The sequence below is a fragment of the Streptomyces sp. NPDC051684 genome (assembly GCF_044453445.1).
Classification (GTDB): domain Bacteria; phylum Actinomycetota; class Actinomycetes; order Streptomycetales; family Streptomycetaceae; genus Streptomyces.
Window position 1 is genome coordinate 31,502 of the sequence record NZ_JBITCS010000006.1, and the last position, 26,111, is coordinate 57,612.

The 26,111-nt window shown below is 70.3% G+C and carries 18 protein-coding genes and 1 pseudogene; 14 read left to right on the plus strand and 5 right to left on the minus strand.

The window, feature by feature from the left end; all coding sequences use genetic code 11:
* The first annotated feature begins 21 nt into the window (after positions 1–21).
* Positions 22–2,043 carry an IucA/IucC family protein gene (locus ACIA8D_RS09260; RefSeq protein WP_399230242.1) on the plus strand — a complete coding sequence of 674 codons (2,022 nt, stop codon included), beginning with the start codon at positions 22–24 and terminating at the stop codon, positions 2,041–2,043.
* A gap of 40 nt (positions 2,044–2,083) precedes the next feature.
* Entirely contained in the window at positions 2,084–4,060 is a 1,977-nt protein-coding gene (locus tag ACIA8D_RS09265) for an ATP-dependent DNA helicase (protein ID WP_399230244.1), read from the plus strand.
* Between the two features lie 90 nt (positions 4,061–4,150).
* On the opposite strand, the gene lexA is transcribed toward ACIA8D_RS09265, so the two are convergent.
* Entirely contained in the window at positions 4,151–4,936 is a 786-nt protein-coding gene (gene lexA, locus ACIA8D_RS09270; protein ID WP_399230245.1) for a transcriptional repressor LexA, read from the minus strand.
* Positions 4,937–5,464: 528 nt separating this feature from the next.
* Here lexA and nrdR point away from each other — a divergent pair.
* Both nrdR and ACIA8D_RS09280 read left to right on the plus strand, forming a co-directional pair.
* Entirely contained in the window at positions 5,465–6,010 is a 546-nt protein-coding gene (gene nrdR / locus ACIA8D_RS09275; protein ID WP_399230247.1) for a transcriptional regulator NrdR, read from the plus strand.
* Positions 6,011–6,147: 137 nt separating this feature from the next.
* A complete protein-coding gene (locus ACIA8D_RS09280) occupies positions 6,148–9,042 on the plus strand; it encodes a vitamin B12-dependent ribonucleotide reductase (protein WP_399230248.1) in 2,895 nt (964 codons plus the stop codon).
* Positions 9,043–9,164: 122 nt separating this feature from the next.
* On the opposite strand, the gene ACIA8D_RS09285 is transcribed toward ACIA8D_RS09280, so the two are convergent.
* A complete protein-coding gene (locus ACIA8D_RS09285; RefSeq protein ID WP_399230249.1) occupies positions 9,165–9,704 on the minus strand; it encodes a TerD family protein in 540 nt (179 codons plus the stop codon).
* Positions 9,705–9,862: 158 nt separating this feature from the next.
* Here ACIA8D_RS09285 and ACIA8D_RS09290 point away from each other — a divergent pair, with 158 nt between their 5' ends.
* The 3 genes and pseudogenes from ACIA8D_RS09290 (at position 9,863) to ACIA8D_RS09300 (ending at position 12,061) form a co-directional block, all read left to right on the plus strand.
* On the plus strand, positions 9,863–10,468 hold the full coding sequence (locus ACIA8D_RS09290) for a YdbC family protein (protein ID WP_399230251.1): 606 nt from the start codon (positions 9,863–9,865) through the stop codon (positions 10,466–10,468).
* A gap of 110 nt (positions 10,469–10,578) precedes the next feature.
* A pseudogene (locus ACIA8D_RS09295) lies at positions 10,579–11,146 on the plus strand (histidine phosphatase family protein).
* Between the two features lie 12 nt (positions 11,147–11,158).
* Positions 11,159–12,061 carry an ADP-ribosylglycohydrolase family protein gene (locus ACIA8D_RS09300; RefSeq protein ID WP_399230252.1) on the plus strand — a complete coding sequence of 301 codons (903 nt, stop codon included), beginning with the start codon at positions 11,159–11,161 and terminating at the stop codon, positions 12,059–12,061.
* Between the two features lie 30 nt (positions 12,062–12,091).
* Here the strand turns inward: ACIA8D_RS09300 and ACIA8D_RS09305 are convergent, their stop codons facing one another.
* The gene (locus ACIA8D_RS09305) at positions 12,092–13,648 is read right to left on the minus strand and encodes an MFS transporter (protein WP_399230254.1); all 1,557 of its coding nucleotides are present in this window, start codon (positions 13,646–13,648) and stop codon (positions 12,092–12,094) included.
* A 256-nt stretch (positions 13,649–13,904) separates the two neighbouring features.
* On the opposite strand from ACIA8D_RS09305, the gene ACIA8D_RS09310 reads away from it, so the two are divergent.
* The 3 genes from ACIA8D_RS09310 (at position 13,905) to ACIA8D_RS09320 (ending at position 15,988) form a co-directional block, all read left to right on the plus strand.
* Positions 13,905–14,531, plus strand: a complete 627-nt coding sequence (locus ACIA8D_RS09310; protein ID WP_399230255.1) for a TetR/AcrR family transcriptional regulator — start codon at positions 13,905–13,907, stop codon at positions 14,529–14,531.
* 51 nt (positions 14,532–14,582) lie between these two features.
* Positions 14,583–15,284 (plus strand): ribonuclease HII, encoded by a 702-nt coding sequence (locus ACIA8D_RS09315; protein WP_399230257.1) that lies wholly within the window; start codon positions 14,583–14,585, stop codon positions 15,282–15,284.
* Between the two features lie 68 nt (positions 15,285–15,352).
* Positions 15,353–15,988, plus strand: coding sequence for a hypothetical protein (locus tag ACIA8D_RS09320; RefSeq protein ID WP_399230259.1), 636 nt, complete (start codon positions 15,353–15,355; stop codon positions 15,986–15,988).
* An 81-nt stretch (positions 15,989–16,069) separates the two neighbouring features.
* Here the strand turns inward: ACIA8D_RS09320 and ACIA8D_RS09325 are convergent, their stop codons facing one another.
* The gene (locus ACIA8D_RS09325; protein WP_399230261.1) at positions 16,070–16,708 is read right to left on the minus strand and encodes a hypothetical protein; all 639 of its coding nucleotides are present in this window, start codon (positions 16,706–16,708) and stop codon (positions 16,070–16,072) included.
* A gap of 222 nt (positions 16,709–16,930) precedes the next feature.
* Positions 16,931–19,093, minus strand: coding sequence for a RecQ family ATP-dependent DNA helicase (locus tag ACIA8D_RS09330; RefSeq protein WP_399230262.1), 2,163 nt, complete (start codon positions 19,091–19,093; stop codon positions 16,931–16,933).
* 133 nt (positions 19,094–19,226) lie between these two features.
* On the opposite strand from ACIA8D_RS09330, the gene ACIA8D_RS09335 reads away from it, so the two are divergent.
* From ACIA8D_RS09335 to ACIA8D_RS09350, 4 genes are all read left to right on the plus strand, one after another.
* Positions 19,227–20,660 (plus strand): DUF4192 domain-containing protein, encoded by a 1,434-nt coding sequence (locus tag ACIA8D_RS09335; RefSeq protein ID WP_399230264.1) that lies wholly within the window; start codon positions 19,227–19,229, stop codon positions 20,658–20,660.
* Between the two features lie 413 nt (positions 20,661–21,073).
* Positions 21,074–23,005: a glycogen debranching N-terminal domain-containing protein gene (locus tag ACIA8D_RS09340; RefSeq protein ID WP_399230266.1), complete on the plus strand. Its 1,932-nt coding sequence runs from the start codon at positions 21,074–21,076 to the stop codon at positions 23,003–23,005.
* A 107-nt stretch (positions 23,006–23,112) separates the two neighbouring features.
* On the plus strand, positions 23,113–23,874 hold the full coding sequence (locus ACIA8D_RS09345; protein ID WP_266714958.1) for an NUDIX domain-containing protein: 762 nt from the start codon (positions 23,113–23,115) through the stop codon (positions 23,872–23,874).
* A 237-nt stretch (positions 23,875–24,111) separates the two neighbouring features.
* Entirely contained in the window at positions 24,112–26,055 is a 1,944-nt protein-coding gene (locus tag ACIA8D_RS09350) for an ATP-binding cassette domain-containing protein (RefSeq protein WP_399230269.1), read from the plus strand.
* Positions 26,056–26,111 lie beyond the last annotated feature (56 nt).

Below are 26,111 nucleotides of genomic sequence, written 5' to 3' on the forward strand. Positions count from 1 at the left end.
GTTCCCGTCCGAGGAGTCCCCGTGCCGAATCCGTCCGTCGCCCCGAGTTCCGAAGAGCCGACCGAGCTGTACGACCCGCCCGAGCTCACATCCGGGAACTGGGACAGGGCGGGCGCCCGGCTACTGGCCAAGCTGATCGGCGAATGCGCCTACGAGGACATCCTGCGACCGACGGCCCTGGCTCCGGACGGCCCCGGCGCCCGCCGCTACACCCTGTCCCTCCCCGCGGGCCGGCCCGACGGAGTCGGCGCGGCCGAGGCCGGTACGGTCGAAGGCGAAGAGAAGAAGGCGGGCACGGGGGAGACGGGCGGCACCTTCCACTTCCGCGCTCGCCGCGGCGCGTACGGCAGCTGGCAGGTCGACCCGGCGAGCATGGAGTGGGAACCCGAGCCGCCGCGCAAGGACGGGCCGACCGAACAGGCGGGACCCGAGCCCAACGGAACGCCCGGATCTCCCGGAACCTCCGGAACCGCAGGAACCGCCCAAGCCGACGACGGACCCGAGGGACGCAAGCCCTGCACCGATCCGCTCGCCTTCCTCCTGCGCGCCAAGCACGCCCTCGGCCTCGACGGCAGCACCCTCGGCCATCTCATCCGCGAACTCACCGTCACCCTCGCCGCCGACGCCCGCCTCGACCACACCGCACTCACCGCGGCCCAACTGGCCGAGCTGGGATACGCGGAGCTCGAAGGGCACCAGACCGGCCACCCCTGGCTCGTCCTGAACAAGGGGCGTCTCGGGTTCTCCGCGACCGACACGTCACGCTGGGCGCCGGAATCGCGCCGCCCCACCCGCCTCCCGTGGATCGCCGTGCACACCGGACTCGCCACGTACCGGGGCGTCGCGGCGCTCGAGGACCCCGCTTCCCTCTATGCCCGCGAACTCGACGAACCGACCCGGGCGTCGTTCGCACAGGCGCTCCGCTCGCGCGGCCTGGATCCGGCGGCGTACCTCTACCTCCCGGTGCATCCCTGGCAGTGGGACGACATCGTGCTGCCGCTCTTCGCACCGTCCATCGCCACGAACGCCATCGTCCCGCTGCCCACGGACGGCGATCTGCGGCTGCCTCAGCAGTCCATCCGTACGTTCCTCAATACGGCGCGCCCCGACCGGCACACGGTCAAGCTGCCGCTCTCCATCTTCAACACCCTTGTGTGGCGCGGGCTTCCGACGGAGCGCACCTGGGCCGCGCCCGCCGTCACGACATGGGTGCACGCGCTGCGTGATGCCGACCCCTTCCTGAGCGAGGAATGCGGGGTCGTCCTGCTGGGCGAGGTCGCCTCCGTGACCGTGCAACACCCGCTGTACGACGGGCTCGACGAAGTCCCCTACCAGTACAAGGAATTGCTGGGCGCGATCTGGCGCGAGCCCCTCTCCCGGCACCTCGCCCCCGGGGAGCGCGCCCGAACGCTCGCCTCCTTGTTGCACACCGACACCGAAGGACGCGCCTTCGTCGCGGAGCTCGTCGCCCGCTCGGGCCTCGACCCGAAGACATGGCTCCGTAGGTTGTTCGCCGCTCTACTGCCCCCACTGCTGCGCTTCCTCTACCGCTACGGAACCGTCTTCTCTCCTCACGGAGAGAACGCCATCGTCGTCTTCGACGACCAGGACGTGCCCGTGCGGCTCGCGATGAAGGACTTCGTGGACGACGTCAACATCAGCTCGGAGCCGCTGCCCGAGCACGACTCCATGCCCGACGACGTGCGCGAGGTCCTGCTCACGGAGGACCCCGCGTTCCTGACCCAGTTCATCCATTCGGGACTCTTCGTCGGCGTCTTCCGCTACCTGGCGCCGCTGTACGAGGAGCAACTAGGGCTCCCCGAGGATGAGTTCTGGACCCTGGTGCGTGCCGAGATCCTGCGCCATCACGCGCGCTTCCCGGAGCTCAAGGAGCGGTACGAGATGTTCGACCTGCTCACCCCGGAGATCGAGCGCCTCTGCCTCAATCGCAACCGGCTGCACCTCGACGGCTACCGCGACCGCGCCGACCGCCCGCACGCCGCCGTGCACGGCACCGTGGCCAATCCGCTGCATCAGCCGTGATCGCCGGATTGTCAGTGGGTCCGTTTAGGGTGGTCGAGCTATGACGAAGCCCTCACTCCCCGAGCTCCTGCACGCCGCCGTCACCGCTGTCGGCGGCACGGAGCGCCCTGGCCAGGTCACCATGGCCGAGACCGTCGCCGAGGCGATCGACGACGGTTCCCATCTGCTCGTCCAGGCGGGCACCGGCACAGGCAAGTCGCTGGGCTACCTCGTGCCGGCCCTGGCGCACGGGGAGCGCGTCGTCGTGGCGACCGCCACGCTGGCGCTGCAGCGCCAGCTCGTGGAGCGGGACCTGCCGCGCACGGTCGAGTCGCTGCACCCGCTGCTGCGGCGCAGACCGAATTTCGCGATGCTCAAGGGCCGGTCGAACTATCTTTGCCTGCACCGCCTCCACGAGGGCGTACCGCAGGAGGAGGAAGGGGGCCTCTTCGACCAGTTCGAGGCCGCCGCGCCCACCAGCAAGCTCGGCCAGGACCTGCTGCGCATGCGCGACTGGGCGGACGAGACGGAGACGGGCGACCGGGACGACCTCACCCCCGGCGTCTCGGACAAGGCCTGGGCGCAGGTCTCGGTCTCCTCGCGCGAGTGCCTGGGCGCGTCGAAGTGCGCCTACGGCCAGGAGTGCTTCGCCGAGATGTCGCGGGAGCGCGCCAAGCTCGCCGACGTCATCGTGACCAACCACGCGCTGCTCGCGATCGACGCCATCGAAGGCGCGCCGGTCCTCCCGCAGCACGAGGTACTGATCGTGGACGAGGCGCACGAGCTCGTCTCGCGGGTGACCGGGGTGGCGACGGGGGAGCTGACCCCCGGCCAGGTCAACCGGGCGGTGAAGCGGGCGGCGAAGCTCGTCAACGAGAAGGCGGCGGACCAGCTGCAGACGGCCTCCGAAGGCTTCGAGCGGGTCATGGAGCTGGCCCTGCCCGGCAGACTCGAGGAAGTCCCCGAGGACCTCGGCTACGCGCTCATGGCCCTGCGCGACGCGGCCCGTGCGGTGATCACCGCGATCGGCACCACGCGCGACAGGTCGGTGCAGGACGAGGACGCCGTCCGTAAGCAGGCCCTCGCCGCCGTGGAGAACATCCACGACGTGGCGGAGCGGATCTCGACCGGTTCGGAGTGGGACGTCGTCTGGTACGAGCGGCACGACCGCTTCGGCGCATCCCTGCGCGTCGCCCCCATGTCGGTGTCGGGCCTGCTGAGGGAGAAGCTCTTCACCGACCGCTCCGTCGTCCTGACCTCGGCGACACTGAAGCTCGGCGGCGACTTCAACGGGGTGGGCGCCTCCATGGGGCTCGCCCCCGAGGGCACCGAGGGCGAAGACCTGCCGGTCTGGAAGGGCGTCGACGTCGGATCGCCGTTCGACTACCGCAAGCAGGGCATCCTCTACGTCGCCAAGCACCTTGCGAAGCCGACGCGTGACGGCACGCGCGCGGACATGACGGACGAGCTGACCGAGCTGATTCAGGCGGCCGGCGGCCGTACGCTCGGCCTGTTCTCGTCGATGCGGGCGGCCCAGGCAGCGGCCGAGGAACTGCGCACGCGGATCCCGGAGTTCCCGATCCTGCTGCAGGGCGAGGACACCCTGGGCGAGCTGATCAAGGCCTTCGCGGCGGACCCGGAGACCTGTCTGTTCGGCACGCTGTCGCTGTGGCAGGGCGTGGACGTACCGGGGTCGAACTGTCAGCTGGTCGTCATGGACAAGATCCCGTTCCCGCGGCCGGACGACCCGCTGATGAGCGCGCGCCAGAAGGCGGTGGAGGAAGCGGGCGGCAACGGCTTCATGGCCGTGGCCGCGACGCACTCGGCGCTGCTGATGGCCCAGGGCGCGGGCCGTCTCATCCGCGCCACGGGTGACCGCGGCGTGGTCGCGGTCCTGGACCCCCGCCTGGCGACGGCCCGCTACGGCAGCTATCTCAAGGCATCGATGCCGGAATTCTGGTTCACGACGGACCGGAATCAGGTGCGGCGTTCGCTCTCGTCGATCGATGCGGCGGCGAAGCAGGCGGACGCGGAGTAGTACCCGACCCGCACGCACGGGGCCTGGCGCGGACAGCGCTGGGCCCCGGAACCGGCGCAGTTGGTTCCGGGGCCCGGTCAGGGAGGAGCCTCACACGCGCCGCAGAACGGCCACCACCTTGCCGAGGATCGTCGCCTCGTCACCGGGAATCGGCTGGTACGCGGAGTTGTGCGGCAGCAGCCACACGTGGCCGTCCTCGCGCTTGAAGCGCTTGACCGTGGCCTCGCCCTCGAGCATCGCGGCGACGATGTCGCCGTTCTCCGCGACGGGCTGGCGGCGGACCGTGACCCAGTCACCGTCGCAGATCGCGGCCTCGATCATCGAGTCGCCGACGACCTTCAGGACGAACAGCTCACCGTCACCGACGAGCTGCCGGGGCAGCGGGAAGACGTCCTCGACCGACTCCTCGGCGAGGATTGGCCCACCGGCGGCGATCCGGCCGACGAGCGGCACGTACGAAGCGGCGGGCTTGCCCGCGGTGTCCGTGGGCTGCGCGCTGGGCTGGTCCGAGCCACGTACCTCGTACGCGCGCGGGCGGTGCGGGTCACGGCGCAGGAAGCCCTTGCGCTCGAGCGCCATCAGCTGGTGCGCGACCGACGACGTGCTGGACAGGCCGACCGCCTGGCCGATCTCCCGCATGGACGGCGGGTACCCCCGACGCTGCACCGAGTCACGGATGACCTCGATCACGCGGCGCTGCCGGTCCGTGAGCCCCGAGCTGTCCGCGCGGATTCCTGGGGGCCGGCCGGGCAGGGAGCGCCCCGGCTTGGGGCCCTCCGGGCTCATGGCTGTGTCATTCATGGCATGCACCGGCTCGAGTCGGCCCTGGGCGCGGCCCTGGGCAGTGATGGTGGCACTGTCTGCGGTCGTGGTCACGTCGGTAGGCCCCTCTCGAGAATGTCTCCCTAGCTAGCCAACGGTAGTTCCTTTCGAAAGGTTGCGCCAAACACACGTTCGAGTGAAAAACCGTTGATTGCTTGTCGTGATCATGCACGTGGGTGTATGGCGACCTCGAAGTGGAGTGGCATTTCAGCTCAATCCGGTACGCTTCTCGGCTGGAGTCGAGGTTCGGCCCGTGGATCCCCCAGTCTGCCACTCGCCTCTCCGTCAACCAGGGACCGCTCTCGTTTTTCTTGTGTCGTGCCGGTACGGATTCGAGCGCCTCGCGGCACGCGCCATCCCTGGTGCGTTGCGTTCCGCACGCGCGACACGCGCGACACGCGCTCTGGCCTCAAAATGCGGCCGAACCCCAGATGTAGTGGTTGGATTGGATCCGCAGCCCAGAAGTTGTGGTCCCCGGTCCATCTCGGCCGTGGTCATCGCCTATGCTTGGGGCTGCTCCGGGAGGCGTGAACCAGCCTCCCGGGGCTATCGAGTCGTGCCGTGAAGGAGGGTTGGGAGTTCATGCACTGCCCCTTCTGCAGGCATCCCGACAGTCGTGTCGTCGACAGCCGCACCACCGACGACGGCACGTCGATCCGCCGGCGCCGTCAGTGTCCGGACTGCTCCCGTCGTTTCACGACGGTGGAGACGTGCTCGCTGATGGTCGTGAAGCGGAGCGGGGTGACCGAACCCTTCAGTCGCACCAAGGTCATCAATGGCGTACGCAAGGCGTGCCAGGGGCGTCCCGTCACCGAGGACGCCCTCGCCCAGCTCGGCCAGCGGGTCGAGGAGGCGGTGCGCGCCACCGGAAGCGCCGAACTGACCACTCATGACGTGGGCCTGGCCATACTCGGTCCGCTGCAGCAGCTGGACCTCGTCGCCTACCTGCGGTTCGCGTCCGTGTACCGGGCATTCGATTCGCTGGACGATTTCGAGTCGGCCATCGCGGAACTGAGGGAACAAACGCCCGGCGCCGAAACGGGCGGCGCGGGCGGAGAGCGCACACAGAGCGAGTGCGGGCCCGGAGGGACTGTAGAAGTCCCCGTGCCCGCCCACGCCGCCGACTGACGGCCACGGGCCGGGCGGCGGCGACCCCCAAGACCTGTTGCGGTCGGCAAGAGCGGCGGCCGCGACACAAGACAGACACCGTGCGCGGGAAGATCCGGGCACTTTAGGGCGTTTTAGCCCGATATATGGGAGGCGGCATGACAGAGACGGCGAGCGGCCCGGCACGAGGCTCCCGAGCCAAGGGAGCCAAGGCCAACAAGGGTCTGCGTGTCGAGCGCATCCACACCACCCCCGGCGTGCACCCGTACGACGAGGTGGAATGGACGCATCGTGACGTCGTCATGACCAACTGGCGCGACGGCTCGGTCAATTTCGAGCAGCGTGGCGTCGAGTTCCCCGAGTTCTGGTCGGTGAACGCGGTCAACATCGTCACCAGCAAGTACTTCCGGGGCGCCGTCGGCACCCCGCAGCGCGAGGTGAGCCTCAAGCAGCTCATCGACCGCATCGTGAAGACGTACCGGAAGGCCGGTGAGGACCACAAGTACTTCGCCTCGCCCGCCGACGCCGAGATCTTCGAGCACGAGCTGGCGTACGCCCTCCTGCACCAGATCTTCAGCTTCAACTCGCCGGTGTGGTTCAACGTCGGCACGCCGCAGCCCCAGCAGGTCTCCGCCTGCTTCATCCTGTCCGTCGACGACTCCATGGAGTCGATCCTCGACTGGTACAAGGAAGAGGGCATGATCTTCAAGGGCGGCTCCGGCGCCGGCCTGAACCTCTCCCGCATCCGCTCCTCCAAGGAGCTGCTCTCCTCCGGCGGCAACGCCTCGGGGCCCGTCTCCTTCATGCGCGGTGCCGACGCCTCCGCAGGAACGATCAAGTCGGGTGGCGCCACGCGCCGCGCGGCCAAGATGGTCATCCTCGACGTCGACCACCCCGACATCGAGGGCTTCATCGAGACCAAGGTGAAGGAAGAGGAGAAGATCCGCGCCCTGCGCGACGCGGGCTTCGACATGGACCTGGGCGGCGACGACATCACGTCCGTCCAGTACCAGAACGCCAACAACTCGGTGCGCGTGAACGACGAGTTCATGAAGGCCGTCGAGGCCGGCTCGAAGTTCGGGCTGCGCGGCCGCATGGACGGCGAGGTCATCGAGGAGGTCGAGGCCAAGTCCCTCTTCCGCAAGATGGCCGAGGCCGCCTGGGCCTGTGCCGACCCCGGCATCCAGTACGACGACACCATCAACCACTGGCACACGTGCCCGGAGTCCGGCCGTATCAACGGCTCGAACCCGTGCAGCGAGTACATGCACCTGGACAACACGTCCTGCAACCTCGCCTCGCTGAACCTGATGAAGTTCCTGAAGGACGACGGCAAGGGCAACCAGTCCTTCGACGTCGAGCGCTTCTCGAAGGTCGTCGAGCTGGTCATCACCGCGATGGACATCTCCATCTGCTTCGCGGACTTCCCGACGCAGAAGATCGGCGAGAACACCCGCGCCTTCCGTCAGCTCGGCATCGGCTACGCGAACCTGGGCGCCCTGCTCATGGCGACCGGCCACGCCTACGACTCGGACGGTGGCCGCGCCCTCGCCGGCGCCATCTCGTCGCTGATGACGGGTACGTCCTACAAGCGTTCGGCCGAGCTCGCCGCGGTCGTCGGCCCGTACGACGGCTACGCCAAGAACGCCACGCCGCACCAGCGCGTCATGAAGCAGCACGCCGCCGCCAACACCGCGGCCGTCCGCATGGACGACCTGGACACGCCGATCTGGGCCGCCGCCACGGAGGCCTGGCAGGACGTCGTCCGCCTCGGCGAGAAGAACGGTTTCCGCAACGCCCAGGCGTCGGTCATCGCCCCGACCGGCACCATCGGTCTCGCGATGTCCTGCGACACCACCGGTCTCGAGCCCGACCTCGCCCTGGTCAAGTTCAAGAAGCTGGTCGGCGGCGGCTCGATGCAGATCGTCAACGGCACCGTGCCGCAGGCCCTGCGCCGCCTGGGCTACCAGGAGGAGCAGATCGAGGCGATCGTCGCCCACATCGCCGAGCACGGCAATGTGATCGACGCCCCGAGCCTCAAGCTCGAGCACTACGAGGTCTTCGACTGCGCCATGGGCGAGCGCTCCATCTCCGCGATGGGCCACGTACGCATGATGGCGGCGATCCAGCCGTGGATCTCCGGCGCGCTCTCCAAGACGGTCAACCTGCCGGAGACGGCGACCGTCGAGGACGTCGAAGAGGTCTACTTCGAGGCCTGGAAGCTGGGCGTCAAGGCGCTCGCCATCTACCGCGACAACTGCAAGGTCGGCCAGCCCCTCTCCGCCAAGAAGAAGGAGCAGGAGAAGGCCGAGGTCACCGAGAAGACCGAGGCGACGATCCGCGAGGCCGTCGAGAAGGTCGTCGAGTACCGCCCGGTCCGCAAGCGCCTCCCGAAGGGCCGTCCCGGCATCACCACCTCCTTCACGGTGGGTGGCGCCGAGGGCTACATGACCGCCAACTCCTACCCGGACGACGGTCTCGGCGAGGTCTTCCTGAAGATGTCCAAGCAGGGCTCCACCCTCGCGGGCATGATGGATGCCTTCTCCATCGCCGTTTCGGTCGGCCTCCAGTACGGCGTGCCGCTGGAGACCTACGTCTCGAAGTTCACCAACATGCGCTTCGAGCCGGCCGGCATGACGGACGACCCGGACGTGCGGATGGCGCAGTCGATCGTCGACTACATCTTCCGCCGCCTGGCGCTCGACTTCCTGCCCTTCGAGACGCGCTCCGCGCTCGGCATCCACTCCGCCGAGGAGCGTCAGCGCCACTTGGAGACGGGCTCGTACGAGCCGAACGAGGACGAGGTCGACGTCGAGTCCCTGGCCCAGTCGGCGCCCCGCGCCCAGGAGCTGAAGGCCGTCGAGACGCCGAAGGCCGAGGACGCCACCGTGCAGTCCGTGCCGCAGCAGGCGCACACCAGCGCCGAGCTCGTCGAGATGCAGCTGGGCATCCAGGCCGACGCCCCGCTCTGCTTCTCCTGCGGAACGAAGATGCAGCGGGCCGGCTCCTGCTACATCTGCGAGGGCTGCGGCTCGACCAGCGGCTGCAGCTGATCCGGCTGAGTGCCTGATCCGGCTGAACGCCTGAACTGAGGGGCGGCGGAACCACCACGGTTCCGCCGCCCTTCGGCGTGTGCGCCGGACCCCGCAGGTCGACGAGTGCCCGTCGGGTGCGCCTACAGAGCGCCCATCGCGGCGGCGAACGCGTTCAGATCGCCGTCGTCGAAGCCACGGACCGCCTCGTGGAACACCCACTCCCCGTCCGCGCCCCGGGTGAACTCCGCGATCGTGGTCGCCGAGGCGCTGGAGACCACCGCGAAGTCGTGCTCCGACAGGTCGGTGTAGCCCTCTCTTATACGGACCGCCGTGTTCGCGACGTCCGCGAACACCTTGGCGCGGCCGGTCTCCCGCTCGTCCTGTTGGATCGCCACGCCCACGACCACGCGCGCGTAGGAGGGCGCGAGCCGCTCCAGTTCGAGCGTCATGACCTCGTCGAACCCGAAGCCTTGGCCGGTCCTGCTGTCCCGGTTGAGCGTGATGGTCCCGTCGGGCGAACGGCTGTCGAAGTGAACGACGTACGCGGGGCTGCCGTGCGGATCGTCGCCCGCGTACGTCGCGGCGATCAGGTCCAGGTCATGGGGAGGCGAGCCCATGGGGCTCGGGTCCCACTTCAGGCCGATCTCGATCTTCTCGATCCCCTTGCGGAGGCTGCTCACCGAACTCCCCCTCCTCGGTGCGTTGTTGAGTACGTGTGTGAGTACTACGGACACGCTACGTGGTCCCACTGACAACAACACGACCATCCCCTCATGGCGTCTCGACCGTGGGTTCGGGACCACCGCGGCAAGGGGCCGGCGCGCCGTACGATGGCGCGGTGCTGGTCAAGTGGATTCGTTGCACTGTGGTGGATCGCCGGGGTTTCGAGCGGGGACAGCGGAAATGGGCGGGGCTTCTGGGAGAGCCGGGATTCCGAGGTCAGGGTGGAGGCTGGAGCAGGCAACGGCCCGATGTGGCCCATGTCTTCGGCTTCTGGGAGAGCCGCGCCTTCTACGACTCCTTCATGGCGCGCTCCCACGACCGGCTCGCGGCCGCGCAGTCGGGGACGTACAAGAACATTCAGGTGAAGCTCTTCGACCACCGCTTCGACGTGAAGACCGGGTTCGAGCCCCGGTTCACGGACGCGGACGTGGTGCGGGTGGCGCACTGCACGGTGTACGCCGAGCGGGCCGAGCACTACACGTTGATGCAGCAGAAGGTGTGGAACCCGGCGATGGCCGGATCGCCCGGCATGATCCGGGGGCTGTTCGGCGACGCCCCGGGTGACGAGTTCCTGGTCCTGTCCATGTGGCGCTCGGCGGCCGAGCACGGCAAGTACCAGGTCGACCGGGTGGAGCGGCTCTCGGTGCGCGCCCAGACGGATGTCGACATCGCGGCCATCGCGGGCGACATCGTGGATCTGGAATCGACCTGGACGGTCTGAACGAGCGACCACGCGCGCGTGCACGTCCGTCCGCCGCTGTGATCCACGTGACCTCCGCCGCAGCGCCCGCACGGGTGCTCGAACCGGTCCGGCGATCTAGGGTCGTGTGCATGGCACGACCGCGGCGCATCGTTCTTGTCCGGCACGGCGAATCCGAAGGCAACGCCGACGACACCATCTACGAGCGCGGTGAGTGTGTACGTATCGCCGTACCGGCGCACCCATGAGACCTTCCGCGCCTTCCGACTCGACCCCGACCTCGTACGTATCCGGGAAGAGCCCCGGCTCAGGGAGCAGGACTGGGGAAACTGGCAGGACCGCGAGGACGTCCGGCTGCAGAAGGCCTATCGGGACGCTTATGGGCACTTCTTCTACCGGTTCGCCCAGGGAGAGTCGGGAGCGGACGTGTACGACCGGGTGGGCGCGTTCCTGGAGAGCCTGCACCGCAGCTTCGAGGCCCCGGACCACCCGCCGAACGTCCTGCTGGTGACGCACGGGCTGACCATGCGGCTGTTCTGCATGCGCTGGTTCCACTGGTCCGTCGCGGATTTCGAGTCCCTGTCGAACCCCGGGAACGCGGAGATGCGGTTGCTCGTTCTCGGGGAGAACGGCAAATACACCCTGGACCGCCCGTTCGACCGTTGGCGCGAACCGGAATCGTACGGAGTCACCGGATAGAGTGTCGATGCGATGACCGCTGACTCCTCACCCGACGGGCGCTTGAACCGCGCCCTGTCCAGCCTGCGCGGACTCTCTGTGGGAGACGCGCTGGGATCACAATTCTTCGTTCCCGCGAACTATCCGCTGCTCAAGTCCCGCGCACTGCCGGACGGCACCTGGCAGTGGACCGACGACACCGAGATGGCCGCCTCGGTGGTGGCCGTCCTGGCCGCTCACGAGCGCGTCGACCAGGACGAGCTGGCGCGTTCGTTCGCGGAGCGCCAGGACGTCGACCGAGGGTACGGCCCCGCCGTGAACCGGCTGCTGCAGCAGGTCCGGGAGGGCGACGACTGGCGGACCCTGGCCTCCGCGCTCTTCAACGGGCGCGGGTCGTGGGGGAACGGCGCGGCGATGCGGATGGCGCCGCTCGGCGCCTATTACGCCGACGACCCCGAGCAGGCCACGCATCAGGCCGAGATTTCCGCCTACCCGACGCACCAGCACCGGGAGGCCGTCGTGGGCGCGATGGCCGTGGCCGCCGCTGCCGCCCTGGTGGCCGATCCCGCGGGGCCTCCCGCGCCGAAGGACCTGCTGGACGGCGTGATCTCGCTCGTGCCGCGCAGCGCGGTGGGCGCCGGCCTGCGCCGGGCCAAGGACATGCTCGACTACGGGGACCCGTCCACGGTGGCGGCGGTCCTCGGCTGCGGCCGGAGGACGACCGCGCACGACACCGTGCCGTTCGCCGTCTGGTCGGCGGCGCGGGGCCTCGGCGACTTCGAGGGTGCCTTCTGGAGCACGGCCCAGGTCGGCGGCGACATGGACACGACCTGCGCGATCGTGGGCGGCATCATCGCTTCCGGCGCGGACGGAGCGCCCTCGGCGGAGTGGCTCGGGCGGACCGAGCCACTGCCGGCCTGGGCGCCGACCGCGTAGGGCACAGAAACGGGACCGGGGGAGCGCCCCTCAGGCCGAGGCCCCGGACTTCCCGCTCAGCGCCTCCAGGTCGCTCTTGCGCACCTGGATGACGAACAGGGCGATGAGCGCCGCGGCCACAGCCAGTCCCGCGGCCGCTATGAAAGCTTGGCCGATGCCGTGGGCCAGCACCGAGTCGTTCCACGGAGCGGGCAGCCGGTGGGTCCTGGCGAACTCGGCCTTCTGCTCCGGTGAGCCTTCGGCGAGGAATTTCGGGATCTGCTTCTTGGCCTCGCTCTCGCTGGCGCTACTGAAGATCGTCGTGAGGACCGACAGGCCGAGGGCGCCGCCGACCTGCTGTGTGGTGTTGAGCATGCCGGACGCCGCACCGGACTCGCTGTCGGCTATGCCGGAGACCGCGGTCAGGGTCAGCGTGACGAAGTTCAGGCCCATGCCGAAGCCGAACAGGAGCATCGGGCCGAGAATGCCGCTTGCGTAGGAGCTTCCCGGGTCGATGAGCGTCAGCCAGCCCATTCCCGTGGCGGTCAGTAGGCAGCCCACCGTCATGAAGGGCTTGGGGCCGAGCCGGGGCAGCAGGTTCGTGGCGATCCCCGCGCCGAGCACGATGGCGGCGGTGACTGGGAGGAAGGCAAGGCCGGCCTTGACCGGGCTGTAGTGCAGCACGTTCTGCACGAAGAGCACGATGAAGAAGAACATGCCGAACATCGCCGCGGCGAGGCTCAGCATCATCGCGTACGTGCCGGACCGGTTGCGGTCCGTGAACAGCTTCAGGGGTGTGATCGGCTGGCTGGTACGCCTCTCGATGGCGATGAAGGCGATCAGCAGGACCGCTGCCGCACCGAAGGACGCGATGGACAGCCCGTCGCTCCAGCCTTCGGAGGCGGCACGGATGAACCCGTACACGAGGGCGGCCATGCCGAGGGTCGAGGTGAGGGCGCCCGGCAGATCGAACCGGCCGGGGTGGCGCTGCGACTCCTTGATGTAGCGGGGCGCGAGGAGGGCGATCAGTACACCGATGGGTACGTTGACGAAGAGCACCCAGCGCCAGTCAAGCCAGTCGGTGAGCATGCCTCCCGCCAGCAGCCCGACGGCGCCGCCACCTGCGGAGACGGAGGCGAAGACCCCGAACGCCCGGTTCCGCTCGGGCCCTTCGGGGAAGGTGGTGGCGATGAGCGCCAGGGAAGTGGGCGACGCGATCGCGCCGCCGACGCCCTGAAGCGCGCGGGCCGCGAGCAACTGCCAGGGCTCCTGGGCGAATCCGCCCACGAGTGAGGCGACGCTGAACAGGGCGATTCCGGTGATGAACATGCGGCGGCGGCCGAGAAGGTCGCCGGCCCGGCCACCCAGGAGCAGCAGCCCGCCGAAGGTGAGCGCGTAGGCGTTGATCACCCAGGTCAGATTGTTGGTGGAGAAGCCCAGCGCCGTCTGGATGTGGGGCAGGGCGATGTTCACGATGGTGGCGTCGAGCACGACCATTAACTGGCATGCGGCGATGACCGTCAGCGCGATGCCGGGTCGGGGCGGGCGCGCGGTGGCGCGGGGCTTGCTGGGTGGAGCCGGATGTGCCTGGACCTGATCCTGTGTCACGAGCGATCCCCCATGGGCAAGATTAGGGAACGGTGACGTTCCCTGTGCGGGATCGTAGCGGCATCGTCATAGTGAACACAAGCGTTCTTTACTGGAGTTGGGAATATGCGGGTAGAAGCTTGCCGTCGACCCATCGAATGGAAGGGGCGAAGCCTGAGATGCTCGGTGGTGGCTCCCCATCAGCGCACCTGAGTGTGTGCTGAGCTCGCTGCCGCGCGTCCGAACCGCTCTCGGACGGCTCAACGGAGAGATGAAGATGGTTAGTTCACGTCGGACGGTCGCCCCCGCTCAGGCGGCCTCCGCGCTTCGCAGGCGTGGCCCCGTGCTCGAACGGGCCATCCTGGAGGCCGCGTTGGATCAGCTCAGCACGGTCGGCTGGAACGGCCTCACGATGGAAGGCGTCGCCGCGGGCGCGCAGACCGGCAAGGCCGCGGTGTATCGACGCTGGCCCTCCAAGGAGGACCTCGTCGTCGACGCGCTCCAGGCGGGGCTGCCCGCGCTGGACTCGGCGCCGGAGTGCGGAAGCGTTCGGGAGGACCTGCTGGAACTGTGTCGCCGACTGCGGGCGGCCATGTACTCGCGACCCGGCTACGCGCTGCGCTCTGTGCTTCACGAATGCGACACACTCACCGCCGAGCGCTTCCACAGCGTGATCGCCGAAGGCGTCATCGAGCCCAGTGTCGAGCTGATCAAGGAAGTCGTCCGCCGCGGTGTCGAGCGCGGCGAGGTGCGCCCGGACGTCGACGAGGCGAGCGTGTGCGACGTGATTCCGGCGCTGATGATGTATCGCTCGAAGGTGTGCGGAAGCGAATGGGAAGAGGGGGATCTGGTGGAGATGATCGACCACGTGATGGTCCCGCTGTTGCGTCGGCAGGCGCATTGAGGCGAGCCGGGTGTCGCGACGGTACCCGGGCGGCGTACGCTGTCTGCCGCCATGCCGTACGAAGCACCCACCCACACCGTCGAGCGCTCACTGCGCGCCACCACCGGTGCCAAGATCATTGCTGGTGTCGACGAGGTCGGTCGCGGTGCCTGGGCCGGTCCGGTCACCGTCTGCGCAGCCGTCACAGGGCTGCGCCGGCCGCCGGAGGGTCTCACCGACTCCAAGCTGATCAGCCCCAAGCGACGCGACTCGCTCGCGGAGCAGCTGGAGAGCTGGGTGACCGCGCACGCCCTCGGGCACGCCTCGCCCGAGGAGATCGATGACATGGGGATGACGGCTGCCCTCCGGCTCGCCGCCGTGCGAGCCCTCGAGGGCCTGCCGGTGCGGCCGGACGCGGTCATCCTCGACGGGAAGCACGACTACCTGGGGACCCCCTGGCAGGTTCGTACGGTGATCAAGGGGGACCGTTCCTGCATTGCCGTCGCCGCGGCGTCGGTGATCGCCAAGGTCCGCCGCGACAAAATGATGGCCGAACTGGGCATCGACCATGCAGACTTCGGGTTTGCGGCCAACGCCGGATACCCGTCGCCGGTGCATCGCGCCGCGTTGGAGGAACGGGGGCCCACCCCGTACCACCGGCTTTCGTGGGCGTATCTTGATGCGCTGCCCCAGTGGCGGCACCTCAAGAAGGCCCGCGGTTGGGCGGATGTCGGCGTTCCGGAGATCGAGGGTCAACTCGGCTTCGACTTCTGACCGCCGCGTTCGCACTGACGTGCCACCCATTGACGCGATCCGCACCTGCGTTTGATAGATATCAGCTCATGCCTCTCAGTCCCGAGGAGCCTCAGATTCACGAGAGTGCCCAGGGTCCCCGCGCCACGCCCACCAGCGGCCGTACCGCGCCGACCCCCCGTCCCGTACCCGGCCCGCGTCCCGCGGCGCCACCGCGACCCGGACGTCCGGGTCCCTCCAGGCCCATGCCGCCCGCGCAGCGAACCCCGCGCGAGTCGGTGGGGGCCCAGAAGCCGGGGCCGAACGCCCCTGCCGCCACGCCGACTTCGGCCTCCCAGCCGCAGATCCAGCTCATCCCGGCCTCGGTCGAGGGCGCGCTGGACGCCGCGGAGGAGGCCCTCGACATGCTGCTCGACTCGGGTCGTGCGCCCGGCGACGTCCTGGTGGTCACCACCGGTGACCCGCACCCGTGGGCGGCCCATGAGCTGTCCTTCGGTGAGGACTCCTACTGGGCGCAGCACGACGCGCGCGACGACGTCTTCTACGCCGACGCCTCCGCCCTGGGCCGCGCCGCGTCCCGCCCGGTGGTCGTCGTCGCCGTGAACGGCGGAGCCGACGAGGTGGCAACCGCGGCGCTGCCGATCGCGCTCGGCCGGGCCGGTGCGCTGCTCATCGTGTGCGGTGACCCGGAGCGCATCAACTCAGCTCTGGGCGCCGGGGTCTGACGCGCCGCTTGCCGGCTGCCCGCATCGCGAAGCGGTGTCCGGGGAGTCCGGCAGGCGGGCGTGCGGCGGCCGCCGTGCCGTTCAGCGCGCCGCCGCGCGGCGGAGCACCTCCGTCGTGGCGCCGCCGGTGCGCGGCGCCGACGGCGCCCCGGCCCCCAGGGCCTCGGCCACGGAACCCACGCTCGGGCGCCGACCGGCCCTGCCCTCTCCGAGTACCTGCCAGCCGTCCCGCGTCATCGTGATGTACGCGCCGCAGCGCAGGCCATGCAGCGTGCACGCGTCACGCAGCCCCCACATCCAGGCCCCGTCCTCCTCCGTCCAGCGGGTGTCGCCCTCGCGGCAGTACAGCATCACCGCGGTCCGCACCGGTGTGCGGCGGCGCAGGTCGTGCGGGATCACCCGGCGCAACTGGGACAGCAGGGCGTTGCGGAACGTCCAGCCGTCGGTGGCGCTCTCGCGGCGCACGAACGAGGCACTGGCTCGCAGGCGCTCGTCGGGGTCGAGCACGGCTACGACGACGGTCTGGGGGATCGGCCGGTGGCGGGAGTGCAGCCCACTGACGACCTCGCGGGGGTTGCGCAGCAGCGGGATGCCGGCCGCCGCCCACTCCGCGGGTTCGAGCAGCCTTGTCGGTCGGTTGACGGAATCGGCGGACCTCTCGGTGCGCATCGAGGACGCGGACATCGATACCGCCGAGGACGGAGCGAATCCGAAGGCCACGGTCCTCCCTTCGGCTAGACGCCCACACTGAGGGCGGGGTCGGACTGGGGAGCGCACCGCGATACAGCTCTACCGTCCACCGGATCACGGGGAGCCGCGCGGGGAGCAGCCCCAATTCTTCCCGTCGCAGTGGCAGACGGCAACGAGCAATTGGGACCGCGTTCCTGTTTCTGGCGATGCGTCGCCAATATCCTGCCCAAAGGTCGGGTCGCTACGCGTTCCTCATCCCTGCACCGCCAGGACCAGGGGCAACACCCCCTCGGCGCCGGCCCGGCGCAGCAGCCGAGCCGCCATCGCGAGCGTCCAGCCGGTCTCCGTGAAGTCGTCGACGAGCAGGACCGGGCCATCCGCGCGCGCGAGCGCCTCGGACAGCTCCGCCGGAAGCCTCAACGTGCCGTCGAGAGCGCGCAGCCGCTGTGCGCTGTTGCTGCGCGGGATGTGGGCGGTGTCGCTGCCCGGCGCGTACGAGACGCTGCCCAGCAGCGGCATACGGCCGACCTGCGCGATGCCCGCGCCCAAGGACTGGATGAGCTGCGGACGGGTGTGGGAGGCCATGGTCACCACGCCCACGGGGCGTGGCGAGGCGTCGGCGGAACCGGAGGCCCAGCCGCCCGGCCCCTTGGCCCAGTCGGCGAGCACCTCGACCACGGCCCCCGCCACATCGTCGGACACCGGCCCGTCCTGGGCCTTCGGCGCGAACATGGGACGCAGCCGGTTTCCCCAGCCGATGTCCGACAGGCGGCCCAGCGCCCGCCCGGATCCGGCCTGCTCACCCGCCGGGATACGGCCCTTGAGGTCGATGCCGACGGCCGCGAGCCCCGTGGGCCACATCTTCCTGGGCTCCACTTCGACGCCGGGACGGCCCAGTTCACCGCGCGCCGAGTTCAGTGCTTCGGGGGAGACGGCGTCGGAGAACCTCGGCTTCGCGCAGTTGTCGCAGCGGCCGCACGGGACGGCCTCCTCGTCGTCCAGCTGACGGCGCAGGAACTCCATGCGACAGCCGCTCGTCGTCGCGTAGTCCCGCATCGCCTGCTGCTCGGCCTCGCGCTGCTTGGCCACCCACGCATAGCGCTCGGTGTCGTAGGCCCAGGGCTGCCCCGTGGCGATCCAGCCGCCCTTCACTCGGTGCACCGCGCCGTCCACATCGAGGACCTTGAGCATGGTCTCCAGGCGTGACCGGCGCAGTTCCACCAGTGGTTCGAGCGCGGGCAGGGAGAGCGGCCTGTCTGACTGCGCGAGCACGTCCAGCGTGCGCCGCACCTGCTCCTCCGTAGGGAAGGCGAGCGAGGCGAAGTAACGCCAGATCGCCTCGTCCTCCTTGCCGGGGAGCAGCAGCACCTCGGCGTGGTCGACTCCGCGCCCGGCGCGGCCCACCTGCTGGTAGTAGGCGATCGGTGAGGACGGGGAGCCGAGGTGGATGACGAAGCCGAGGTCCGGCTTGTCGAAGCCCATGCCGAGCGCCGACGTGGCGACCAGCGCCTTCACGCGGTTCGCCAAGAGGTCCTCCTCGGCCTGCTGCCGATCGGAGTTCTCCGTCTTCCCCGTGTACGAGGACACGGTGTGTCCGCACTGCCGCAGATAGGCCGTGACCTCCTCCGCGGCGGCGACGGTGAGGGTGTAGATGATCCCGGAGCCCGGAAGCTCGTCCAGGTGGTCCGCGAGCCAGGCCAGGCGGTGTGCGGCGTCGGGCAGCTGCAGGACGCCGAGGCTGAGACTCTCGCGGTCGAGCGGGCCGCGCAGCACCAGGGCGTCCGAGCCGGATCCGGTGCCGAGCTGATCGGCCACGTCCGCCGTCACGCGCGCGTTGGCCGTCGCTGTCGTCGCCAGGACGGGGACACCCTGCGGAAGCTCGGCCAGCATCGTGCGCAGGCGGCGGTAGTCGGGGCGGAAGTCGTGCCCCCAGTCCGAGATGCAGTGCGCCTCGTCGACGACAAGCAGGCCGGTGGCCGCGGCGAGTTGGGGCAGTACGTTGTCCCGGAAGTCGGGGTTGTTGAGCCGCTCCGGGCTGACCAGGAGGACATCGACCTCGCCGGCCGCGACGTCGGCCCGCACGGTGTCCCACTCCTCGGTGTTCGACGAGTTGATGGTGCGGGCGCGGATGCCCGCGCGCTCCGCGGCCTCCACCTGGTTGCGCATGAGCGCGAGCAGCGGGGAGACGATCACGGTCGGCCCGCCGCCGCTCTGGCGGATCAACGCGGTCGCGACGAAATACACCGCGGACTTGCCCCAGCCGGTGCGCTGCACGACGAGGGCCCGACGATGGTCGGCGACCAGGGCCTCGATGGCACGCCACTGGTCCTCGCGCAGTCTGGCCTTGCCGCTCGGATCGCCGACGAGACGGGCGAGAACGGTATCGGCGGCTGTCCGCAGCTCTTCGTCGCTCATGTCCCCATGCAACCCGATCGCACTGACATCACGCGAACGAGCCCCGCCAGCTGTGGACAACTCCTGTCGTGTCCCTGACCGGGGTTATCCACAGGGCGAACCGGAGTCATGTGTTCCGCGGCATGGTCGGCGCATGACGAATCACAGCGAGCCCGCCGGGCTGACCGGCGAAGCAAAGATCACCCTCCGCACGGCAGGCGAACTCGCGGAAGCGCTCCCGTACTTGCTCGGGTTCCGGCCCGACGACAGCATCGTCCTGGTCGCCCTGCACAAGGGGCGTTTCGGGGGTCGTGTGCGCCTCGGTATTCCCGAGCGCACCGAGGACTGGCAGGCCGTGGCGCGACAGATGGCCCAGTGCCTGATCGGCGAGTGCGAGCGCAGGGACGGCCACCCCGACAGCGTCGTCGCGTTCCTCTGCCAGGACGCCCCGGCCCCCGGCCCCGACGCGGGGCGGCGGGTCATGCAGCGGCTCAGGCCGCTCGCCCAGCTCCTGCGTACCGAGTGCGGCGGCCTCGACGTGCCGGTCACGGAGGCGTTGTGCCTCTCGGAAGGCAGGTACTGGTCCTATTGCTGCGCACGCGCCGAGTGCTGCCCGGCCGATGGCAACGTCATCGCGACCGACGGCACCTCGGTGATGGCGGCCACCGCAGCCTTCGCGGGCATTCGGGTACGGGAGTCCCTGGGGCGGATGAGGGCACGCCTGGCCCCCTTGGAGGCAGCGCTCGTCACGGATCAGAGGAGTGCCCTCGATGCGGCGGCGATGGATCTCGTGCCGAGGATCCTGACTGGTACGTCCCGCGAGGAGGTGGAGGCGGCGACGCTGGACCTGGCCCGCCTGGTCATGCGGCGCCTCGCGGATGCGCCGGGAGCGGACGACGCGCTCACGGCCGACCTCAGGGACGACGAGTTGCTCGCGCACGACGAGGCCGCGTCGCTGATTCTCGGTCTCCAGGACCGGGTGACCAGGGACCGGGCGGCGGAATGGATGGAGGGCGAGGAGGCCGTTCATGCCCTGCGCCTGTGGCGGGCACTGGCGCGCCGGTGCGTCAGCCCTTACGGGGAGTACGCCGCGGCGCCATTGGCCCTCGTGGGATGGGTGTCCTGGTCACTCGGCGACACCGTCGAGGCGGACCAGGCGCTGGAGATGGCCCTCGGTGCTGACCCGCGCTATGTGTTCGCGCGCTTGCTCAACGAAGCACGGGCCGAGGGGCTCGACCCCGAGCCCGTGCGGCGCTCGCTGCGGGCGAGGCGGACGGACCCGGACGGTGATCTGGACTCGGACCTGGGGCAGGACCAGGGCTCGGAGACGCCGGCCGGGGAGATCGATGACGCATCCACGAGTGCCGGGGGAGGGGACGGAGCCCGGCCTTCGGCGGTGGCCGTCCCTGGAGGCGCCGCCGACCCAGGTGTGTCCCGTGCCGCCCGTGGCTTGGAGGCCGCCCTGCGCCGACGGGGCGAGCGGCGTCCTGGGGCCGGGACGCGTCCCGCGCGGGCGGGCGCGCGTGCACCTCGGCGACCGATGGAGCCCCGCCGCCCCAGGCGACAGCGGAGCAGGGGCGACGGATGAGGGCGGGGTGCACCGCGAATGCGCGTTCTCGTTTCGCGGCCCTGTGGCGTTACTTGGAGTGGGCACGCCCCGTTCATCTCGGTGAGCGGTGGCGGCGGCCGGGCCGCGCAGCCGAGGTGTGGGGCAGGCCACCGGAGCGCCGTGCCAGCCAGGGAAGGGGAGCGACGATGACCTCCAACGCTTCGCCACAGTACGCACCTGCGGTGCGTGACGATGATCTGCTCCGTGACTCCCCGGCGGTTCGCGAGGCGGCCGGCGCGTCGGCCTCGCAACGAGTCCCTGATGCCGTGCCGCCCGAGCCTGCGCAAGGGCGGCCACGCACACCTCCGGGCCTACCGGGTCTCCAGGCGCCTTCGACGGGGCCGGCTCGTGCGCTGCGGCGGGCCCAGGAACTCGCGCCGGTTCACCAGGCGTTGATCGGTGTAGCTCTGCCCGGCCTCGCGATCTCGTCGAGCTCGGGACAGCTGACGGGCCAAGGACTGGAAGGCTTCTACCACCGAGGCAGACGCCTGCTTTCGCGTTGTCAGATCCGAGTGGCGGGGCGTGAACCCACCGCCGTGCAGGCGCGCATGATCTCCGCGGACCGGGCTTGTTTCACGGCGACCTTGCGGGCGGCCTCGGACGCCGGGCCCGATCCGGACGTCGTCGTCGAGCGGATTCGGCACGCGGAGGGCATGGAGGACATCACGTTGCGCAGCTCCGCGCAGCGCACCCTGCGGCTGCCGTTCGAAGTGGCTCTGGGCACGGATCTCGCCGACCTCGGCGCGGTGGCGGCCGGGAGCGGCGGGCACGAGCTGTCCGCCATGGTCCATGACGGCGGACTGCGCTGGTCGTCGTCGCCGACGGACGGCGGGCCGACCGTCCTGGTCACAGTGACGCCTCCGCCGATGGACGCTCTGGCATCCGCCGGCCTGCTGCGCTGGGAATTCGAACTTCCGCCGGGCGGCACGCGAACGGTGCGACTGCGGGTACGGGCCCTCGGCGAGGGAACCGGCAGAGCGGCGGGGCGCAGCGCGATCCGGCCGTTCGCCCCGGCCGTGGCACAGGGGGACGACCCGCGCGTGGGCCCGCTGCTGCGCGCGGGCATCGCCGACCTGCAGGCGCTCCTGGTGGGTGACCCCGCGCATCCGTCGGACGTCTGCGCGGCCGCGGGCGCCCCGTGGCGCTGCGGCCCGGCTCCAGCCGAGGCACTCGTGGCCGCCCGGATGGCCTTGCCGCTGGGGACCGCGCTCGCCGTCGGCACGCTGCGAGCCCTCGCCCGTACACAACTGCGCGAGCCCGGAGCGGTGTTCGGGAAACTACCGGGCCCGCGGCGGCAGTCGGGCGTGCACCTGCCGTCCAGTTGCACGGGGGTCGAGGCAACTCTCCTGTTCCCGGTCCTGCTCGCCGAGGCCAGACGCTGGGGCCTGGGCGAGCCCGAGGTGGCGGAGCTGCTGCCGGCCGCCGAGCGCTGTCTGCAGTGGCTGCGGACCACCGCCCGTGAAGGCACCTACATCCCGGACCCCGGCCCGGGCGGCCCTCAGCGGTGCGAGACCCAGGCGCACGCGCACCGGGCCGCCCTGCTCGGTGCCGACTTGTTGGAGGCCTACGACAGACCCGGCGGCGACGAACTGCGTCAGTGGGCCGCGGAGCTGCGGCGGCGCTTCCAGGAGGACTTCTGGGTCGAGGACCGCGGCGGAGGGCGACCGGCGGCCGCGCGCTCGGCGGACGGCCGCAGGTCGGCGTTCCTGGGCAGCGGAGCCGCCCACCTTCTGGACACCGGGCTGCTCGGCGCGGGCGCGTGTGCGCCGGGCCTGCTGGACAAGGTGCGGACCGAGCAACTCGCGAGGCTCTTCGGCGCGCCGGGGCTCGATTCCGGATGGGGGCTCAGAAGCCTGGGGGTGAAGGAGGCGGCGTACAACCCGTTCGGCCACCGATCGGGGGCGGTGCGGGTGCACGAAACCGCTGTCGCCGTCGCGGGCCTGTCCGCCGCCGGGTACGAGAAGGAGGCGGCGTCACTGATCAGAGGTGTCCTCGACGCGGCCGAAGCCTTCGACTACAGGCTGCCCGAGATGTACGCGGGGCTGCAGCGGGTCGAGGGTGGCATTCCGATGCCGCACCCCGCCGCGTGCAGACCCGCCGCCGTGGCGGCCGCTGCCGGAGTGCACCTCCTGGCCGGCCTCGTGGGTGTCCGCCCCGACGTGCCGGCGGGGACGGTGACGTTGTCGCCGATGCGCAGCGCCCCGCTGGGAGAGATCGGGCTGACCGGGCTGCGGGTCGCCGGGCAAGGGTTTTCCGTACGCGTCAGCAGGCTTGGCCTCGCCATGGTGGAGGAGGCCTCGGGCGAACTCCAATTGGGAGTGTGACGCGCCCGGGTCCTGGCAGGCGACGACCATTGCGCACCGCCCGACGCAGGGCGGAGCAAGAGAGCGAAGGGAGTGTTTATCGTCAGGCAGACGACTATGATCGTTCCATGTCGCCCTACGACCCGTCGGCCTTTCCGCCCTTCGCAGTCACCGTCGATCTGGTCGTGCTGACCGTGCGCCGTCACGCACTGTGCGCGCTGGCGGTGCGCCGTGGTGAACCGCCGTTTCAAGGGCGTTGGGCCTTGCCCGGTGGGTTCGTGCGGGACGACGAGGACCTGACCGCGGCGGCCGCGCGCGAGCTGATCGAGGAGACGGGGCTGTGCGCCCACGACCCGATGGCGCCGGCGCAGGACAACGGCGCACACCTGGAGCAGTTGGCCACCTACGGCGACCCGAAGCGGGATCCCCGGATGCGCGTGGTCAGCGTCGCGCATCTCGCGCTCGCCCCCGATCTGCCCGCGCCGCGCCCCGGCGGCGACGCGCACAGCGCGCGGTGGGCTCCGGTGGAGGCGTTGCTCAAGCACGGCGGCTACGGGCGGGAGGACGAGCAGGCGGCACCGTTGGCCTTCGACCACGCGCAGATCCTGGCGGACGGTGTGGAGCGGGCGCGCTCGAAGATCGAGTACTCCTCGCTAGCGACGGCGTTCTGCCCGCCCGAGTTCACCGTCGGCGAGCTGCGCCGCGTGTACGAAGCCGTGTGGGGCGTCGCCCTCGACCCGCGCAATTTCCACCGCAAGGTGACGGGCACGCCGGGCTTCCTGGTGCCGACCGGCGGCACCACCACCCGCCAGGGCGGCCGGCCGGCCCAGCTCTTCCGAGCCGGCGGGGCGACGCTCCTCAACCCTCCGATGCTGCGACCGGAAGCCTGAGCGATTCGCCGGTGCGGCCGGAGGCGTGACTCCGGCGCGGTACGGGTGGCGTCGGCGTCCGGTGGGGCACGGCGGCACCGGCAGGAGGTCCGGATTCGAGGGCACTCACGTAAGCACGATGCCCGAAAAGTGCTAAATATCGCGTTATCTTGCTGAAGTACCTCAGGGGTTTGCCCGTCGCCCTGTCGGCGAGCGGGCCCCGGCCGCCGAGCGGTCGCCCATCCTGCGAGAGAAGCGATGATTCAGGCCACCGGACTGACGAGTAACGCACGCAAGGGGAGCCCGCCCGCGGTCGACGACGTGTCCTTCGACGCGCGCGCCGGCCGTGTCACCGCCCTGCTCGGCGCACGACGGTCGGGCAAGACCACGGCTGTACGTCTGATGCTCGAACTCCAACAAGGCCGTGGCGTCACCTACTTCAGAGGCCGCCCGCTGCACCGCATCGCCCATCCCGCGCGCGAAGTCGGAGTCCTGCTCGGAGACGTGCCCGGTCACCCGGCCAGAACCGTCCGAGGGCACCTGCGCATGCTCTGCTCCGCGGCCGGCGTATCCGTGCGCCGTGCGGACGAAGTGCTCGAGGTGGTGGGCCTGGTGAGCCTGAAGGAGGAACGCCTGGGCACCCTGTCGCGCGGCATGGACCGACGGCTCGGCCTGGCCTGCGCGCTGCTCGCCGATCCGCACACGCTGGTCCTCGACGACCCCGCGGCGGGCCTCTCCGCCCGGGAGAGCAGGTGGCTGCACGGCCTACTGAGGGCGCACGCCGCGCTCGGCGGCACCGTTCTCCTCACCACCGAGGACGCCAAGGAGGCGGCCCGGGTCGCCGACCGCGTCGTCACGCTCGACGCGGGCACGGTGGTGGCGGACCAGGATGTCGCCGAATTCGCCCGCACCAGGCTGCGGCCCCGGGTCGCGGTCCGCAGTCCGCACGCCGCGCGGTTCGGTGTCCTCCTGGCGAAGGAGGCACGCACGTCCAAGCGCACCGTCGAGGTGGTCGCGGAGGACGGCAGCCGGCTGTCGGTGTACGGCAGTACCTGCGCGGACGTGGGGGACATCGCGTTCCGGCACGGCATCCTCGTGCACCAACTCGCCGACGAGATCGGTGACGCGGGTCCATCGGCGGCGACGCCACGCGACACCGACGGCCGACCGGACAGCGGCGACGAGATCGGCGACGCAGGCACCGAGCCCCAGACCGGCATCGGGGCCGGCGGCCCGGCCGACACTCCCGCGGCTACTGCTCCCCTCAACACCCTTACCCCCGCCAGCACCTTCGTCCCGCTCGCCGGTGCGGCATCGCCCTCGGCGGCACAGCGCCGAGCCACCTCGAACGACCGTGCACCCGTGGTCGAATCCGCGCGCGAGACCGCTGTCGCGCTGCCGACGCTGCCGCCGCCGATCACCGTGCGCACCGCCCGCGGTCCACTGCGTCCGGTGCGCTACGAACTGCGTCGTGCGACCGGCATCGCCACCGGGTATGTCACCGTCGCACTCGTTCTCGTCGTCTCCGCGCTCCTCTCAGTGCTGCTCGCACGCGCCGGACACACCCCGCAGCCACTGCTGATCGCCGCCTGGCCGCAAGTCCTTCCCCTGCCGCCCGCCGCCCTGGGCGCAGGACTGCTCGGAGCCTTCGCATTCGGTGAGGAATTCCGCCACCCCGCACTCGCCGCCGATCGCGGAACCGTCCCCCGCCGTCTGGGACTTCTCGCCGCGAAGCTGCTCGTCGGTGCGGCGGCCGCCCTTCTCCTGGGCGTTCTCACCGTCCTCGGTGATGCCGCGCTGCTCCACCTCGTATACGGACCGGAACTCACACAAGTTCCCGCCGAGTGGCCGTCCCTGAGCGTGAGTTGGCTCGCACTGGTCGTCGGTTGCGCCTGGGCGGGCGTCCTCGCGTCCGGTCTGTTCCGGTCCACGGCCGCCGGACTCGCCGCGGTGGTGGCCGTACCGATCATCATCGTGCCGCTCGTACAGAAAGCCCTGGAGGGACCATCTGTGCGAACGGCGGCGGGACTTCCCGGACGTCTGCGTGATCTTGCGCTGGTGGACTGGCCGTTCGGGATCGAGCGTTTCGCGGCCGCCGGAATGCGGATGATCACTCAACCCGTGGGCGGTGCACTGATGTTGTCGTTGAGTGCTCTGCTCTGCGCATATCTGCTCACAGCGCTGCGTACTCGGGTGCGGTGACGACCGCCCGACGCCTTCCGATGTCCCGTTGAGCGCAACTCCCCGTGGAACGCCCA

What these genes read in the sequence shown, in the direction of transcription:
- ACIA8D_RS09265 (WP_399230244.1), top strand. Translation starts at nt 2,084, where the DNA reads ATGACGAAGCCCTCACTCCCCGAGCTCCTGCACGCCGCCGTCACCGCT.
- nrdR (WP_399230247.1), top strand. Translation starts at nt 5,465, where the DNA reads ATGCACTGCCCCTTCTGCAGGCATCCCGACAGTCGTGTCGTCGACAGC.
- ACIA8D_RS09280 (WP_399230248.1), top strand. Translation starts at nt 6,148, where the DNA reads ATGACAGAGACGGCGAGCGGCCCGGCACGAGGCTCCCGAGCCAAGGGA.
- ACIA8D_RS09300 (WP_399230252.1), top strand. Translation starts at nt 11,159, where the DNA reads ATGACCGCTGACTCCTCACCCGACGGGCGCTTGAACCGCGCCCTGTCC.
- ACIA8D_RS09310 (WP_399230255.1), top strand. Translation starts at nt 13,905, where the DNA reads ATGGTTAGTTCACGTCGGACGGTCGCCCCCGCTCAGGCGGCCTCCGCG.
- ACIA8D_RS09315 (WP_399230257.1), top strand. Translation starts at nt 14,583, where the DNA reads ATGCCGTACGAAGCACCCACCCACACCGTCGAGCGCTCACTGCGCGCC.
- ACIA8D_RS09320 (WP_399230259.1), top strand. Translation starts at nt 15,353, where the DNA reads ATGCCTCTCAGTCCCGAGGAGCCTCAGATTCACGAGAGTGCCCAGGGT.
- ACIA8D_RS09330 (WP_399230262.1), bottom strand. Translation starts at nt 19,093, where the DNA reads ATGAGCGACGAAGAGCTGCGGACAGCCGCCGATACCGTTCTCGCCCGT.
- ACIA8D_RS09335 (WP_399230264.1), top strand. Translation starts at nt 19,227, where the DNA reads ATGACGAATCACAGCGAGCCCGCCGGGCTGACCGGCGAAGCAAAGATC.
- ACIA8D_RS09345 (WP_266714958.1), top strand. Translation starts at nt 23,113, where the DNA reads ATGTCGCCCTACGACCCGTCGGCCTTTCCGCCCTTCGCAGTCACCGTC.
- ACIA8D_RS09350 (WP_399230269.1), top strand. Translation starts at nt 24,112, where the DNA reads ATGATTCAGGCCACCGGACTGACGAGTAACGCACGCAAGGGGAGCCCG.